15 protein-coding genes and 1 pseudogene are annotated in these 15,292 nt (G+C 72.2%); 9 read left to right on the top strand and 7 right to left on the bottom strand.

What is annotated here, in order from left to right; all coding sequences use genetic code 11:
- The 4 genes from JNW89_RS10560 to JNW89_RS10545 form a co-directional block, all read left to right on the top strand.
- Positions 1–279, top strand: a 279-nt coding sequence (locus tag JNW89_RS10560; RefSeq protein ID WP_238448754.1) for a hypothetical protein, incomplete at its 5' end; no start/stop codon positions are given.
- An 86-nt stretch (positions 280–365) separates the two neighbouring features.
- Entirely contained in the window at positions 366–788 is a 423-nt protein-coding gene (locus JNW89_RS10555; RefSeq protein WP_088961283.1) for a roadblock/LC7 domain-containing protein, read from the top strand.
- A 5-nt stretch (positions 789–793) separates the two neighbouring features.
- A complete protein-coding gene (locus JNW89_RS10550; protein ID WP_238448753.1) occupies positions 794–1,177 on the top strand; it encodes a DUF742 domain-containing protein in 384 nt (127 codons plus the stop codon).
- Positions 1,158–1,760 (top strand): ATP/GTP-binding protein, encoded by a 603-nt coding sequence (locus tag JNW89_RS10545; RefSeq protein ID WP_238448752.1) that lies wholly within the window; start codon positions 1,158–1,160, stop codon positions 1,758–1,760. The genes JNW89_RS10550 and JNW89_RS10545 overlap by 20 nt, the downstream gene beginning before the upstream one ends.
- A 142-nt stretch (positions 1,761–1,902) precedes the next feature.
- On the opposite strand, the gene JNW89_RS10540 is transcribed toward JNW89_RS10545, so the two are convergent.
- Positions 1,903–2,091, bottom strand: a complete 189-nt coding sequence (locus JNW89_RS10540; RefSeq protein WP_210776303.1) for a DUF397 domain-containing protein — start codon at positions 2,089–2,091, stop codon at positions 1,903–1,905.
- The gene (locus JNW89_RS10535) at positions 2,082–2,846 is read right to left on the bottom strand and encodes a DUF5753 domain-containing protein (protein WP_238448751.1); all 765 of its coding nucleotides are present in this window, start codon (positions 2,844–2,846) and stop codon (positions 2,082–2,084) included. Before JNW89_RS10535 ends, JNW89_RS10540 begins: the two co-directional genes overlap by 10 nt.
- 240 nt (positions 2,847–3,086) lie before the next feature.
- Between JNW89_RS10535 and JNW89_RS10530 the strand changes: the two genes are divergently transcribed.
- On the top strand, positions 3,087–3,389 hold the full coding sequence (locus tag JNW89_RS10530; RefSeq protein ID WP_238448750.1) for a hypothetical protein: 303 nt from the start codon (positions 3,087–3,089) through the stop codon (positions 3,387–3,389).
- 370 nt (positions 3,390–3,759) lie between these two features.
- Here the strand turns inward: JNW89_RS10530 and JNW89_RS10525 are convergent, their stop codons facing one another.
- Positions 3,760–6,612 (bottom strand): aconitate hydratase, encoded by a 2,853-nt coding sequence (locus JNW89_RS10525; RefSeq protein WP_238448749.1) that lies wholly within the window; start codon positions 6,610–6,612, stop codon positions 3,760–3,762.
- A gap of 160 nt (positions 6,613–6,772) precedes the next feature.
- Here JNW89_RS10525 and JNW89_RS10520 point away from each other — a divergent pair, with 160 nt between their 5' ends.
- Together JNW89_RS10520 and JNW89_RS10515 are read left to right on the top strand one after the other, a co-directional pair.
- Positions 6,773–7,132 (top strand): VOC family protein, encoded by a 360-nt coding sequence (locus JNW89_RS10520; RefSeq protein WP_238448748.1) that lies wholly within the window; start codon positions 6,773–6,775, stop codon positions 7,130–7,132.
- A gap of 198 nt (positions 7,133–7,330) precedes the next feature.
- Positions 7,331–7,876 (top strand): DedA family protein, encoded by a 546-nt coding sequence (locus JNW89_RS10515; RefSeq protein ID WP_238448747.1) that lies wholly within the window; start codon positions 7,331–7,333, stop codon positions 7,874–7,876.
- A 268-nt stretch (positions 7,877–8,144) separates the two neighbouring features.
- Here JNW89_RS10515 and JNW89_RS10510 read toward each other — a convergent pair whose 3' ends face one another.
- Together JNW89_RS10510 and JNW89_RS10505 are read right to left on the bottom strand one after the other, a co-directional pair.
- A complete protein-coding gene (locus JNW89_RS10510; protein WP_238448746.1) occupies positions 8,145–10,337 on the bottom strand; it encodes a protein kinase in 2,193 nt (730 codons plus the stop codon).
- Positions 10,334–11,209, bottom strand: a complete 876-nt coding sequence (locus JNW89_RS10505; RefSeq protein ID WP_238448745.1) for an NERD domain-containing protein — start codon at positions 11,207–11,209, stop codon at positions 10,334–10,336. The genes JNW89_RS10510 and JNW89_RS10505 overlap by 4 nt, the downstream gene beginning before the upstream one ends.
- Positions 11,210–11,534: 325 nt before the next feature.
- On the opposite strand from JNW89_RS10505, the gene JNW89_RS38655 reads away from it, so the two are divergent.
- On the top strand, positions 11,535–12,020 hold the full coding sequence (locus tag JNW89_RS38655) for a hypothetical protein (RefSeq protein WP_238448744.1): 486 nt from the start codon (positions 11,535–11,537) through the stop codon (positions 12,018–12,020).
- 53 nt (positions 12,021–12,073) lie between these two features.
- Here JNW89_RS38655 and JNW89_RS10495 read toward each other — a convergent pair.
- Positions 12,074–13,877 (bottom strand): annotated as a pseudogene (locus JNW89_RS10495) (ABC transporter ATP-binding protein).
- Between the two features lie 81 nt (positions 13,878–13,958).
- On the opposite strand from JNW89_RS10495, the gene JNW89_RS10490 reads away from it, so the two are divergent.
- Positions 13,959–14,387, top strand: coding sequence for a MarR family winged helix-turn-helix transcriptional regulator (locus JNW89_RS10490; protein WP_238448743.1), 429 nt, complete (start codon positions 13,959–13,961; stop codon positions 14,385–14,387).
- A 47-nt stretch (positions 14,388–14,434) separates the two neighbouring features.
- On the opposite strand, the gene JNW89_RS10485 is transcribed toward JNW89_RS10490, so the two are convergent.
- A partial coding sequence (locus tag JNW89_RS10485) for a DUF559 domain-containing protein (protein ID WP_238448742.1) occupies positions 14,435–15,292 on the bottom strand: 858 nt, incomplete at its 5' end.

Genomic DNA, 15,292 nt, shown 5'->3' with positions numbered 1-15,292 from the left:
ACGCCCGCCGGCACGGACGGCGCGGTGACCGACTCCGGCCTGCCGGTGCGGGTACGGCAGGCCAACATCGTGCCGGAGCTGCGCGGCGAGCAGGCGGCGGAGGACGGCGACGCCGACGAGCAGGCCACGCGCCCGCCGGAGCAGGTGCGCAGGATGATGAGCTCCTACCAGACGGGCACCCGGCGTGGCCGGACCGATGCCGCCCGCCTGCTGGGAGGCGCCGCCACCGGGGCGCGGTCCGGCAACGGGGCGGAGAACGGGGACGGTCAGGCGACCTGACGGCGGCGCGAGGAGAAGCGACCGCGCGACGGGGCACGGCAACACCGACGTACGGCGACACCAGCCGGGGGAGAAGAGGACGACGAGTGGGGCAGAAGACGGCTTCGAGTGCCGACCTGACATGGCTGCTGGACGATCTGGTCGGTCGGGTGAAGCAGGCCGAACACGCCGTGGCGCTCTCCTCCGACGGCCTGCTGATGGCCTCGTCACGGGGGCTGAGCCGGGACGACGGTGAGCACCTGGCGGCGATGGCGGCCGGGATCCAGAGCCTGGCCCGGGGCGCGGGCAAGCGGTTCGGCGGCGGGCAGGTGCAGCAGACCATCATCGAGATGCAGTCGTCGTTCCTGTTCGTCACGGCGGCGGGGCGCAACGCCTGCCTGGCGGTGCTCGCCGCCGAGGACGCCGACGTCGGACTGATCGCCTACGAGATGGCGATGCTGGTGACCCGGGTGGGCAAGTTCGTCGCGTCGCCGACCCGGGGGCTCGACCAGCCGGCCGGCGGGAAGTAGCGGCGATGACGGTCGAGGGCGGTTCCGAGGACAGGTGGGTGGACGACCACGCCGGGCCGGTGGTTCGGCCGTACGCGGTCACCCGCGGCCGGGCCCGCCCGGTCACCGGCACGTTCGACCTCATCTCCCTGGTGACGGCGACCCGCGCGGATGCCGGCGGGGAGTCCGGGCTGGGCCCGGAGCACCTGGCGATCGTCGCGCTCTGCCAGCGGATGCAGTCCGTGGCGGAGGTCGCCGCCCATCTGAACCTGCCGGTGGGGACCGTCCGGGTCCTCCTGGGCGACCTGGTGGCCCGCGAACTGCTGATGGTGCGGCCGCCGCGCGGCAGCGCCGGACTACCTGACGAGAGCGTCTTCGAGGCGGTGATCAATGGACTACGGGCACTCTGACCGGCCGGCGGGAGCGCCGCCGCTGCCCACCGCGATCAAGATCTTGATCGCCGGCGGCTTCGGCGCGGGCAAGACCACCATGGTCGGCGCGGTGAGCGAGACCAGGCCGCTGCGCACCGAGGAGGTGCTGACCGAGACGGGCATCGGGGTCGACGACCTGTCCGGCGTGGAGGACAAGACCACCACCACGGTGGCGATGGACTTCGGCCGGATCACCATCAGCGACGATCTGGTGCTCTACCTCTTCGGCACCCCCGGCCAGGACCGGTTCTGGTTCGTCTGGGACGAGCTGGCCCTGGGCGCGATCGGGGCGGTGGTGCTGGCGGACACCCGCCGGTTGGCGGACTGCTTCCCCTCGATCGACTACTTCGAGGAGCGGGGCACCCCGTTCGTGGTGGCGGTGAACTGCTTCGAGGACGCCCGGCGCTACCAGCTGGACGAGGTGCAGGCGGCGCTCAACCTGGACCCGGGCGTGCCGGTGCTGCTTTGCGACGCCCGGCAGCGGGAGTCCAGCCGGGACGTGCTGGTCACGCTTATGGAGCACGCCATGAAGACCCGGGAGGCCCGCCGCCGCGAGGACTGACCCCGCGCGATCGACACCGTTTGCGGCGTGTCGTGGTGTCCGGCCATCCGGATACGGCGACACGCCGCATTGTGCGGGCGGGTGCGCGCCCGGGAAGGTCGAAGCCCCCGGCGGAACGCCGGGGGCCTTCGGAGCCGGGGGATCAGCCGCGCTTGGTCGTCTCCACGAACCGCCGCCAGGCGGCCGGTGCGAAGGTGAGGGCCGGACCGGCGGGGTCCTTGGAGTCGCGTACGCCCACGACGCCCGCGAGGTTGTCCGCGACCTCGACGCAGTCGCCGCCGTTGCTGCCGCTCTTCGTGCTCTTCCGCCACTGTGCGCCAGTCAGGTCCATGATGCCGCTGCTTCTTTCAAGAGGTCCAGGGATCGCTGTCGGGGCAGAGCCTCGCCGCGTAAGCGTTCCCACCTTCGCTCCAGGGTAGCAATCTCGGATGCCTGCTCGATGATCTGCGCACGCGCCTGACTGTCGACGTGCCCCACCCGCGTCCCGTCCGGCAGTTCGGCGAGCATGAATGGCCCATTCAGCCCGGGATACGCGGCCGTGTCTCGGGGCACCACATGAAGCTGGAGGTTCGGTAGCTCGGCGCAGCTCACGAGGTGTGCGAGCTGAGCGGCCATGAGATCCCGACCGCCGACCTGCCGACGAATGACACCCTCGTCCAGCACCGCGACGAACAACGGCCCGCACTCGCGAACCAGGATTGACTGTCGAGCTATTCGGGCCGCGACCAACTCTTCAACCTTGGTCGGTGCCAACGCCTCCCACTCAAGCGTCACGCGCGCGTACGCCTCGGTCTGAAGCAGCCCCGGCACCCAGGCGAGTTGGAACGCACGCAGTGCGACGGCGTCACGCTCGATGTCGACCCAGGGGCGGAACCACACGGGCTCGCGCCGGTGGGAGGCGTCCGGCCAGAGCACATCGGGGTGTTGTCCGAGGAGGTTCGCGACCGTGGCGCGGTGCCGGCTCTGCGGGATGTGCCCCGGGTTGGCCCACCGGGCGACGGTCTTCGGATGCACCCCCAGGCGGCCCGCCAGGCTCTCGGCCGTGTGGCCCGCTTCAGCCAGCGCGGCGACAAACGCATGGTTCATGCCTGTCCTCTCAGGAACAAAACAACCGTCCGAAGAAGATTAGCGAACGCTGTGTGATTGTCTGACGACCCTCGGCAAGCTGCGGGTTAGCCGATGCCGAAGGAGCAAAAGACAATGCCTGAGGACAAGCCGCGGCCGGTTCCGAAGCCGAGATACGACCCGCCACCGGCCCGCCCGACCGTCCCTGGGCCGATCGGGCCGCCCACCCCTGCGTACCGTGGCCCCGGCGGGCTGACCGTCGTGCCCGCATCGCGCTGGCGGAGCGGGATTGGCCCGGTCGCCGCGCACACCGCAGGCGGCCCGTGGTGGAGGTGCGACGCCTGCGGTCGGGACTGGCCCTGTCCGACGCTGCGCGCGACTCCGACGGACGCGTCCCGGCGGGCGACCCTGATCCTCGAGTTCTCCCGGATCACCCGCCGTGCGATCCGCGACCTTCGCGGCCGGCCCGGCGGCCCGGACCCGATCGCCATCGTCCGCCGCTTCCTCTGGTTCCTGCCCCTCACCGATGAGGAGGCCCGCGCCGTCGCGCTGAGGCTGCGATGAGCAGCGGCCCGCGCCCGAGGTTCGATGTCGGTGACGTCGTTGTGCTGTCTCGGGCCGCCTCTCCGCAGTTCGTGGCACCGATCGTCGTCCGGGTGATTCGCGAGATGGGCGACCGGCACCCGCCCCACGGGTGGACCTGGATCGAGGGCTACCAGCTCGACTCCCGGGGTCTCGCGACCGCCAAGCGTGAGCTGTTCGTGCTGGTCGAGGGGGTGCGCCGGGCTGCTGGGCCCGCGTCGACCGGTCCCGCGCGGTGCCGACCCGCCACGCGGCTCTCCGACCGGGCGACGGAGCGAGGCCCGCCGCGTGCGACTGGGAAATGGCCGAAGGGCCGCTCCCGCGAGTGCGGGAGCGGCCCTTCGGTGGTACGTCAGCTCGCGATCATCCGGCGCAGCACGTACTGCAGGATGCCGCCGTGCCGGTAGTAGTCCGCCTCGCCCGGGGTGTCGATCCGGACCACGGCGTCGAACTCCACGCCGGTGTCGGTGGTGACCTTCACCGTGCGCGGGGTGTCGCCGTCGTTGAGCGCGGTCACGCCGGTGATGGAGAAGGTCTCCGTGCCGGTGAGGCCGAGCGACTCCGCGGTGGTGTCCACCGGGAACTGCAGCGGTAGCACGCCCATGCCGATCAGGTTGGAGCGGTGGATCCGCTCGTACGACTCGGCGATGACCGCCTTGACGCCGAGCAGCATGGTGCCCTTGGCCGCCCAGTCGCGCGACGAGCCGGAGCCGTACTCCTTGCCGGCCAGGATGACCAGCGGGACGCCCGCCTCCTGGTACGCCATCGAGGCGTCGTAGATCGAGGTCTGCTCGCCGGTCAGGTGGTTGACCGTGAAGCCGCCCTCGACGCCCGGGACCAGCTGGTTGCGCAGCCGGATGTTGGCGAAGGTGCCCCGGATCATCACCTCGTGGTTGCCCCGGCGCGAGCCGTACGAGTTGAACTCGTGGCGCGGCACGCCGTGCTCGGCGAGGTACTTGCCGGCGGGGGAGTCGGCCTTGATCGAGCCGGCCGGGGAGATGTGGTCGGTGGTCACCGAGTCGCCCAGCTTGGCCAGCACCCGGGCGTCGCTGATGTCCACGACGGCCTGCGGCTCCCGCTGCATGCCCTCGAAGTACGGGGGCTTGCGGACGTAGGTGGAGTCGCCCGCCCAGGCGAAGGTGTCACCGGTCGGGGTGGGCAGCGACTGCCAGCGCTCGTCACCGGCGAAGACGTCGGCGTACGCGGCGCTGAAGCCGGTCGCGCCGATCGCCTGGGCGATGACGTCCTGGATCTCGGCGCTGTTCGGCCAGATGTCGCGCAGGAAGACGGGGTTGCCCTCGCTGTCCTCGCCGAGCGGCTCGTTGGCCAGGTCGATGTCCATCGTGCCGGCGAGCGCGTACGCGACCACCAGCGGCGGGGACGCCAGGTAGTTCATCTTGACGTCCGGGTTGATCCGGCCCTCGAAGTTCCGGTTGCCGGAGAGCACCGAGACGACGGCGAGGTCGCCCTCGTTGACCGCGGCGGAGACCTCCTCCGGCAGCGGCCCGGAGTTGCCGATGCAGGTGGTGCAGCCGTAGCCGACCAGGTTGAAGCCGAGCTTGTCCAGGTAGGGCGTGAGGCCGGCGCGGTCGTAGTAGTCCATGACGACCTTGGAGCCCGGCGCCAGGGTGGTCTTGACCCACGGCTTGCGGGCCAGGCCCTTGTCGACCGCGTTGCGGGCGAGCAGCGCCGCGCCGATCATCACCTGCGGGTTGGAGGTGTTGGTGCAGGAGGTGATGGCGGCGATCACCACGGCGCCGTGGTCCAGCTCGTACTCGACGCCGTCGGCGCTGGTCACCCGGACCGGGTTGGTGGCGCGCCCGCCGGCGCCGGCCGCGGCGGTCTCCAGGTCGCGCGGCTCGTCGGCCGGGTCGCTGAACTCGTTGGCCGGCGGGTCGCTGGCCGGGAACGACTCGGCGCTGGCCTCGTCGGCCGGGCCGTTGGCGCCGCGCGGCAGCTGCTCGCGGGCGACGCCCGGCTTGAGGTCACGCTCACCGGCGGCGTCGTCGGCCACGTAGTCAGTCAGCGCGGAACGGAACAGCGTCTTGGCGCTGCCCAGCGGCACCCGGTCCTGCGGGCGCTTCGGGCCGGCCAGCGACGGCTCGATGGTGCCCAGGTCGAGCTCCAGCCGCTCCGAGTACTCCGGCTCGTGGTTCGGGTCGTGCCAGAGGCCCTGCTCCTTGGCGTACGCCTCGACGAGCGCGACCTGCTGCGGGTCGCGGCCGGTCAGCTCCAGGTAGCGGACGGTCTCGGCGTCGATCGGGAAGATCGCGACGGTGGAGCCGTACTCCGGGGACATGTTGCCGATGGTGGCCCGGTTGGCCAGCGGCACGGCGCTGACGCCGGGGCCGTAGAACTCGACGAACTTGCCGACCACACCGTGCTTGCGCAGCATCTCGGTGATGGTCAGCACCAGGTCGGTGGCGGTGGTGCCGGCCGGCATCTCGCCGTTCAGCTTGAAGCCGACGACCCGGGGGATCAGCATGCTGACCGGCTGGCCGAGCATCGCGGCCTCGGCCTCGATGCCGCCGACGCCCCAGCCCAGCACGCCCAGGCCGTTGACCATCGTGGTGTGCGAGTCGGTGCCGACCACGGTGTCCGGGTACGCCTGGCCGTTGCGCTCCATGACCGTGCGGGCCAGGTACTCGATGTTGACCTGGTGCACGATGCCGGTGCCCGGCGGGACGACCTTGAACTCGTTGAACGCGGTCTGGCCCCAGCGCAGGAACTGGTAGCGCTCCTTGTTGCGCTCGTACTCTAGTTCGACGTTGCGCGCGAAGGCGTCCTCGCGGCCGAACAGGTCGGCGATGACGGAGTGGTCGATGACCAGCTCGGCCGGGGCGAGCGGGTTGACCTTGGTGGCGTCGCCGCCGAGGTCGCGGACGGCCTCCCGCATGGTGGCCAGGTCCACGACGCAGGGCACGCCGGTGAAGTCCTGCATGAGCACCCGCGCCGGGGTGAACTGGATCTCCACGCTGGGGTTGGCGGTCGGGTCCCAGCCGCCGAGCTGGCGGATGTGGTCGGCGGTGATGTTCGCGCCGTCCTCGGTCCGCAGCAGGTTCTCCAGCAGGACCTTCAAGCTGTAGGGCAGCCGGTCGTGGCCCTCCACCTTGTCAATCCTGAAAATCTCGTAGCTCGCGTCTCCGACGCGTAGCTGGGTCTTCGCACCGAAGGTGTCGAGGCTCGCCACGTCGTACTCCTTCACACCAGCGACCGTGAGTAGTCCTGAGCAGTCTGTCGCACCGGTCGGAGCGCCGCCCACGTTAGGTGACACTTACCGCCGATTGTCGTCGTCAACAAAACCGTACGTCCGTCTTGCTATTCGCGCAACCTCGTGCCAGGGTTCGGGACGAGGAGGTGCCACCATGATCCATCACGTCCTGCTCGCCTGCCCACGCGGCTCCGAGGCGGCCTCCCGGGCCTTCTACGCCGGCCTGCTCGGCCTGGTCGAGAAGCCCAAACCGCCGGCCCTCGCCGCCCGCGGTGGTTGCTGGTTCACCGGGTACGGCGCGGAGCTGCACCTGGGCGTCGAGGACGGCTTCCGTCCCGCCCGCAAGGCGCACCCGGCCCTGCTCCGCCCCGACCTGGACGACCTCGCCGCCCGGCTGGCCGCCGCCGGACACCCGGTCACCTGGGGTGACGACGAGCTGCCCGGGATGCGGCGGTTCCACACCGAGGACCCGCACGGCAACCGGCTGGAGTTCGTCGCCCCGATCACCGGCTGACCGCCGCCGGCCCGCGCCGGCCATTCCGCTGCGACAGGGGTGAGCGGGGCGGCCGAGCCGCCGAGCACCCCACCCGGCCCCGGCGGCGGGGGTAGGGTTCGAGGTCGGATCGGAAGGGGTGGCGGGTGGTCGACGTACAGCACTGGCTCTCCGCGCTGCCCCCGGTCGCGGTCTATCTGATCGTCGCCGGGGTGATCGGTGTCGAGAGCATGGGTGTCCCGCTCCCCGGCGAGATCGTGCTGGTCAGCTCCGCCCTGCTGGCCGCCGCCGGGGTGGTCGAGCCGGAGTGGGTGGCCTGCGCCGCTGCGTTCGGCGCGATCCTCGGCGACTCCATCGGGTACGCGGTGGGCCGGCGCGGCGGCCGTCCACTGCTGGCCCGGTTGGGGCGGCGCTTCCCCCCGACACCTCGGCCCCGCGCAGCTCGCCCGGGCCGAGCAGAGCTTCGCCCGGCACGGCGTCTGGGCGGTCTTCTTCGGCCGGTTCGTCGCGCTGCTGCGCATCCTCGCCGGACCCCTGGCGGGCGCGCTGCACGTGCCGTACCGCCGGTTCCTGGTCGCCAACGCGGCCGGCGGCCTGGTCTGGGCCTTCGGCACGACCTACCTGCTCTACAGCGTCGGTCGGGCCGCCGAGCACTGGCTCAAGGACATCTCCTGGGCGGGCCTGGTCCTCGCGGTGCTCGCCGGGCTGGGCAGCACCTCGCTGGCGGCGAGCTTGTCGGCGGCCCTGCCGAGCGCGTCGGCGTAGTCGAGCAGCGCCGGCGCTGCCGGGGTGTCCGGCGCGTCGTCCTCTCCCGCTTCCAGGGCCACCAGCAGCCGGTCACCGCGCGGGTGTGGCTTGCCGTTGATGTCGGCGCGGGCATGCCGGCGCAGCAGCAGGCGCGGCTCGTCGGCGAGCGCGTCGACCTCCACGGCGGCCCGCACCGCGGCGACCGCCACCGCGAGACGCAGCGCATCCCCGGTACGCACCGAGCCGCGGCTGCTCAGCAGGGCCGCGGCCAGCTCGGCGACGCCCATCACCCGGCCGCCGTCGCGCAGCAGCTCGATGATCTGGGTACGCACGCTGCCGACCACCGGAATGTCGTTCCAGCGCTTGCGCTGCTTGCCGAGGATCTGCGCGATCCGGGCGGGAGTGACGGCGAGCGGCTTGGCCACCTGCGGGTGCTGCGGCCACAGCGGCAGGTCCGGCAGGGCGCCGGTGGCGTCGGGCAGGTGCAACGCCAGCCGGCTGGCCTCGACGTCCTTGGGGTTACGGCTGGCCGGGACGAGCAGCGTGGCGATGGCGTCCAGGCGACCCGTACCAGATCGGGGTCGCCGTCCCCGGCGGCGGCCTCGGAGGCCACCTCCTCCGTCGCGGCCTTGCGGGCGGCGGGCGTGGTAGGAATGGTCTCCCGCTCCCCCAGCCGGCCGCGCCACTCCTTCACCCGGCGCTGCAGCTCCTGGCGGGTCTTGGCGCCCAGGCCGGGCAGGTGGGCGAGCTTGTTGGCGACGGTGAGCAGCTCGCCGACGGTGGTGGCGTCGAGGCGGTGGGCGGCGGAGACCGCGCGCGGGGTGAGCCCGGCCGCCTCCAGGGCCGTGGCCCGGGTCGCCTTGCCGGCGGCCTCGTCGCGCGCCGCCTCGGCGGCCTTCTCGTCCGGCTCGTCGGCCTCGATCTCGGGGTGATCGGTGCCCACCGGGGCGCTCGCGTCGGAACGGCGGAACACCTGCTGCCAGGCGTCGCGCATGTCCTTGAGCGAGGCGAACCGCTGGCGGTGGTCGCGGTGCAGCGCACGCTGGAAGAAGTCCACCAGCTCATCGCGGATGGCCGGGTCGAACGCCTCGACGGCCAGCACCGGCGGGCCCTCGGTCAGCTGCGGCTCGGTACCACCGTCACCCCAGAGCGGCAGCTCGCCGGAGGCCATCTCGTGCAGGGTGACCCCGAGGGCGTACCACTCGGCGTGCTTGTCGTAGCCGAGCCGGGTGGCGGTGCCGAGGAACGGGTCGAGGTAGCGGGGGGTGCCGGCGGTGATCTCCTTGACCGAGACGCCGGCCAGGGAGAAGTCGAAGAGCACCAGCTGCTTGGTGCGGTTGGGGCGCACCCGGATGGCGATGTTGTCCGGCTTGATGTCCCGGTGGTAGACGCCCTCCCCCTCCAGGTAGTCGAGGGCACCGAAGAGGTAGTCGCTGTAGGTCTCCAGCTCGTCGACGGTGAGCCGGCCGTCGTCGCGCAGCTTGCGGGCCAGAGTGCGGTCGCCCGCATGCTCGAGTACGACGACCGTGCGGTTGCCGATCTGCAGCGGCTCCGGCCTAGCCAGCCGGATCACTCGCGAGTCGGTGAGCGGCCCGAGCACCCTCGCCTCGTGCGCCAGGCGGGCGCCCTTCTCGTCGGAGAGCCCGACCTTGAGCACCTCCTCCCGCCGGGTGCGCTCGTTGAAGCCGAGGAACGCCCGGCAGGTCGAGCCGGTGCCGAGGCTCCGGACGATCTTCCACTCGCCAACCCGGTCGCCGCCGCGCGCCTCGAGCGGGTCGACCTGCTCGGGCTCCAGTTCCTCCGGATGCACCGACTGCACCGGCGGGGCGGTCAGCTCCTCCTCGACCACCTGGAGCATCTCGACGAACTCGGCCACCGTGGTCAGGCGCTGGGTCGGCACCGGGGCGGTGGCCGCCTGGATCAGCTCGTCGGCGAACTCGGTGATCCCGTCGGCGATCGCGGAGGCGCGCAGCCCGTTGTCCCGGGCCAGCCGGGTCAGCAACTCGGGCCGCTTCGCGGCCGGCGGCTGGCCGGTCAGGATCAGGTAGCTCAAGGCGCCGAGGCCGAAGACGTCCATCGCGACCGCGTCCGGCTTCGGCGTGGTCAGCTCCGGCGCGAGGTACGCCTCGGCCGAACGCTCGATGTGCGAGGCCGCGTGTGTAGACAGGGTGACCGGGTCGCCGCTGCTACCCCCGCCGCTCCCGTCGACACCGCGGGTCGCCGCCTGCCAGTCGCTGATCTGCAGCTGCGGAGTCAGCCACGCCTCGTCCTCGCTGCCACCCCGCCGCTGGCGTCCCGGGCTGACCAGGACGCTGCGCGCCGACAGGGCGCGATGGTGCAACCGCCGGCGGTGCGCGTACGCGACCGTCTCGGCGAGCTGGCGGATCATCGCCAGGCGGCTCAACGCGTCGAGGCGGTCGCCGTACTGGGCCATGTAGTGGTCGAGGCGGATCGAGCGGGGGTCGTACCGGAAAATCAACGCCGGCCGGCCTCGTGCGACTCCATCGAGTCCACCTGGACGATGCCGGGGTGGTTGATGCCGTGCATCACCTGCATCTCGCGCTTAGCGGCGCGTTCGATGCTGGCCCGCTCGGCCTGCACTGCGTTGCGCTCGACCAGGTAGATCCGGACCCGGCGGCGCTCCCGCTCCAGGTCACTGTGCCGGGCCTCGTGGTCCTGCCAGGTCGGGCCGGCATCGAACGGACGGGGCTCCAGCTGCCACGCGCCGATCTGGTAGTGCCGCCGGCTGCGGGCGATGCCGACCTCTTCCAGCAGGTCCGGCAACGCCGCCGACATCTCCTTGGTGACCCGCTGCTGCTCGTCCTGCGGCGGGCGCTGCAGGAACGAGCCGATGGTCGGCAACTGGCCCGGTTGGTGGCCGGGCGCCGGCTCGGGCCCGTAGATGCCGTGCAGGTGGTGATCGGAGAGCCCGATATGCAGCCCCGGCTTCGACAGGAACACCGCCGCCTGCACGAACGGGATCTTGACCTTCGCCCCCTTCCGGCGTCCGGCGGCGACCTGGAGCAGCGATTTGAGCTTCTTCGCCTTCGCGTCGGCCAGGTGCAGGGGGTTTTCGAAGACGCGGGTCTTGTTCGGCCCGTTCAGGATCCAGTTGGAGCCGCTGGAGATCAGCCGGCCGGTCAGGCTCTTGATCTCGATCAGGTAGAGCCCGCCCGGGCCGGCGACCAGCAGGTCAACCTCGTAGGGGTGACCGGTCTGCGCGGTGAAGGTGAAGTTGGACCACGCCCGGTACGGCTCGGTGTCCGGCAGCAGCGCCTGGACGTGCGCCAGCGCCTCCCGCTCGTGCGCGAACTGCGACGGCGTGATCGTCGTCCACCGGCCCTCCTGCATGGCAGAGATCCTAGGGCCAGGTGACCAGGACGGGCCCGACCGGCGGCCGTCCATCGGTAAGCCTCACCAGATCATCCTCAGTTCCTGGTACGCCCGCGGCAGGTCGTCGACCGCGAGCACCTGCACCGGCGCAGCGCTATCGTCTCCCCTTCTCCCCGAGTGCAGGGCTGCCGCCCGGAGGCAGGGTAGAGCCAGCGTGCGACCCGCAGCCGCCCCCTGTGGCGGCCGTGCCGCGCAGGCGATCGAGATGTACTCCGGACCGCCGTCAGGTATATCGGCTTTTCGCGTACCCCCACGGGGGCGCCGGCACCCCTACGATGCGGCCATGCCCCTCTCCGCCGCACCACGCCCCGCTACCGCCCACTGGACGCCGCCGCGACGGCCCGAGTGCTCCTGCCCCGAGCACGACGAGGACCTCGCCGACCTGGTGCTGCCCTCCACCGAGCCCGGCGAGCCGCCGATGACGCTGCCGGATCTCGTCGCCGCGAACGCCCTCGGCGTCCTGCTCGCCGAGCCACGCGACCGCTGGTTGGAGGTGCACGACGAGTCGGACTCGGGGCCGGCGCGTCTCGGCCCCTTCCACTGGGGTCTGTGGCTCGGCGATGAGGCCCGGTCGTGCTACGACGACGATTCGGAGCGCTCGCTGGACCAGGCGCTGCTGGACCGGCCGGGCGTCGAGCGGGTCGAGTGGATGGAACGCGAGGAGTTCCTGGTCGGCGCCCCCACCCTGTGCGCGAGCGGGCTGGTCGCCGCCATGGCCCGCGCCCTGGCCGATCCCCGGGTACGCGCCGCCGGGCCGCCGACGACCTAGGCGAGGCCGCCGGACCGCGTCGACGCCGCCGGAGCGCCGCCGACATCGCCGGGTCAGCGGGCGAGCGCCGCGTAGCGCCCCGTCGCGGTCGATCAGCATGTCGTGGGTGCCGGACTCGACGATCCGACCGTGGTCGACCACCGCGATCTGGTCGGCGTCGCGCACGGTGGAGAGCCGGTGCGCGATGGTGATCACGGTACGACCCCGGGCGAGCTGGTCGAAGGCCCGCTGCACCGCCCGTTCGGTCTCGGTGTCCAGGGCGCTGGTGGCCTCGTCCAGCACCAGGATGCGCGGGTCGCGCAGCAGCGTGCGGGCGATCGCCAGGCGCTGCTTCTCCCCGCCGGAGAAGCGGTGCCCTCGGGAGCCGACGACGGTGTCGTACCCGTCGGGAAGGCCGGCGATGAGGTCGTGGATCTGCGCGGCGCGCGCGGCGTCCTCGATCTCGGCGTCGGTGGCGTCGGGCCGGGCGTACCGGAGGTTCTCCCGCACGGTGGTGTGCAGCAGGTAGGTTTCCTGGCTGACCACGCCCACCACGGCCGCGAGGTCGGTCAGCCGCAGGTCGCGCAGGTCGACGCCGTCGATGGTGATCCGGCCGCTGCCGGGGTCGTGCAGGCGGCTGACCAGGGCCGCGAGGGTGCTCTTGCCGGAGCCGGTCTCGCCGACCAGCGCCAGGCTGGTGCCGGCCGGCACGTCCAGGGTGATCCCGGCGACGGCAGCGGTGTCGCTGCCCGGGTAGCTGAAGGTGACGTCCTCGAGGCGCAGGTGACCGCGGACCCGCGCCGGGTCGATCTCGACCGGGTGCGCCGGGTCGTCGACCTCCACCGGGAGGTCCAGGTACTCGAAGATCCGGGCGAAGAGCGCCAGCGACGCGGTCAGCGAGACGCCGACGTTGAGCAGCCCCATCAGGGGACGGAACAGCCCGCCCTGCAGAGCGGTGAAGGCGACCAGGGTGCCGATGCTGAGGGTGCCGGCGGTGCCGGGCAGGCCGGCGCTGAGGTAGATCACCGCCGGGATGGCGGCGAAGATGACCGTCATCGTGGCCATCCGCCAGCGTCCGGCCAGCTCGGAGCGGAGTTCGAGGTCGACCAGGCGGGCCGACGAGGTGGCGAACCGGTCGATCAGCGCGGCGCCGGCGCCGAGGGTCTTGCTGAGCTGCACGCCGCTGATCGACAGCCCCTCCTCGATGGTGACGTTGAGGTCGGCCAGTTCGCGCTGGCGCTGGGCGGTGATCTCGCGACGCATCCGGGCCACCTTGCGGGTCAGCCAGATCGCCGGGGGCAGCACCAGGAGCGAGACCAGGGAGAGCCGCCAGGAGAGCGCCACCATGGCGACCGCGGTGGCCACCACCGTGGTCAGGTTGGCCGCGATCGAGGTGGCGGTGGAGGTGACGACGGTCTGCATGCCGCCGATGTCGTTGGTGATGCGGGACTGCACCTCGCCGGTGCGGGTGCGGGTGAAGAACGCGATCGACTGGCGGTGCAGGTGGGTGAAGACGTCGGTGCGCAGCCGGTGCATCACCAGTTGGCCGACGCGGGTGGAGATCCAGGTCTGCACGACGCCGAGCACGGCGGTCACGGCCGCGACCGCGACCATGCCGACGACCAGCCAGACCAGCAGGGTCAGGTCGCGCTCGGGCAGCGCGCGGTCGATCACGGTACGCAGCAGGAACGGCGTGGCCATCGCCAGCACCGACGAGACCACGATGATCACGGTGATGGTGGCCAACTGCCAGCGGTACGCGGTGAAGAGCCGGCCGATGCGGCGCAGCGACACGTCGCGGGCCTGGGCCTTCTCGGCGGCGGAGACGGTACGGGGGGCGCCGCCGCGGCCCTCCCCGCGGGTGGGGGTCGGGTCCAAGGAATGCCTCTTCCTGTCGGGGTCATTGCTGAGGTTACCTCATCATGAGGGAACAACAGGAGTTCCTGCTACCGTATTCCCGTGGACGCCGACGAGCGCGAGGCGCACGAGGAAAGCCTGGCCGAGCTGTTCTGGGCGGTGGCCCGCCGGCTGCGCCACCAGTCCCGGCAGACCCTCGAACCGTGGGAGATCAACCCCGGCCACGCCCGCGCCCTCGCCGTACTCGGTCGGCACGGGCCCATGCGGCTCAGCGCGCTCGCCGATCACCTGCACATCGCGCCCCGCTCCACCACCGAGGTCGTCGACGGTCTGGAGGAACGCGGGCTCGTCGCACGCCACCCCGACCCGGCCGACCGGCGCGCGACCCTGGTCACGCTGACCGACGAGGGTACGCGGATCGGCGCGGCCATCCGCGCGGCCCGTACCGCCGAGGCGGACCGCTTCTTCGGTCACCTCTCCCCCGCCGACCACGCGCACCTGGCCCGCATCCTCCGCACCCTCCGCGACTGACCTCACCCGTCCGCGCTTCATCCGTCCGCGCTTCATCGGTCCGCGCTTCATCCCTCCGCGCGGCGGCTGGCGAGGATCGCCAGCACCTCGCGGCGCACCGCGTCGGTCTCGTGCACCAGGCGGCGGTGGGCGAAGCGCACCACGAGGATGCCGGCGGTGGCGAGCAGCGCGTCCCGGCGCAGGTCAACCTCGCGTTGTCGCCGGTCACCGTGGGTCGCCGCGCCGTCGAGTTCGAAGTCGACCCGCTCCCGCTCGGCCCAGACGTCCAGGTACATCGTCCGGCGACCGACGACGATCCGCGTCTGCCGTTTGAACGGCGGCATCCCCGGGCCGGTGAAGACGTGGTCGTGACCCCAGATCTCCAACGGACTCCGGCAGCCGGCCCGGAGCCGATCGAGCAGCGTCCGCAACTCGGCGCGACCGGCGAGGCGCGGCAGGCGGTCGAGGGCGGCGGCGATGCGCTGCGGTGTCGTGAGCCGGTCGTTGACGGCGCGGATCACCGGTGCGGGGCGGTCCACGGCGGGCAGTAGCGGCCAGGCGTCGACCAGCGCCCGCTCCAACCGGACCACCGGAACGCCCGAGCGGCTCACCACCTGCGGCGGCCCCATCACGAATCCCTGGCGGTGGTGCACGACCAGGTGCGGCCGGCCACGCAGACCCGAGTCCGCCGGCACATCCAGGTGTACCGGCTCGCTGTCGGGCTGCCGGCGCAGCTGCCACACGTCGAGGGCGGTCGGGCCGCCCAACGCGCCCCGCCCGTCGACGTAGGCGATCGCCGCTCGCCTCCTCGTCGCCCCATCGAGCAGCGCGAACGCGAGCCCCTCCCCGCCCGAAGCCGACCCACCCCACCCGGCACCCGATCCAGGCCGAAGCAGCTCCCCGGACAGAACGCCTCGACCACCCGG

The organism is Micromonospora sp. 4G55 (assembly GCF_016803375.1).
This window is presented reverse-complemented; position numbering and strand designations above follow the sequence as displayed.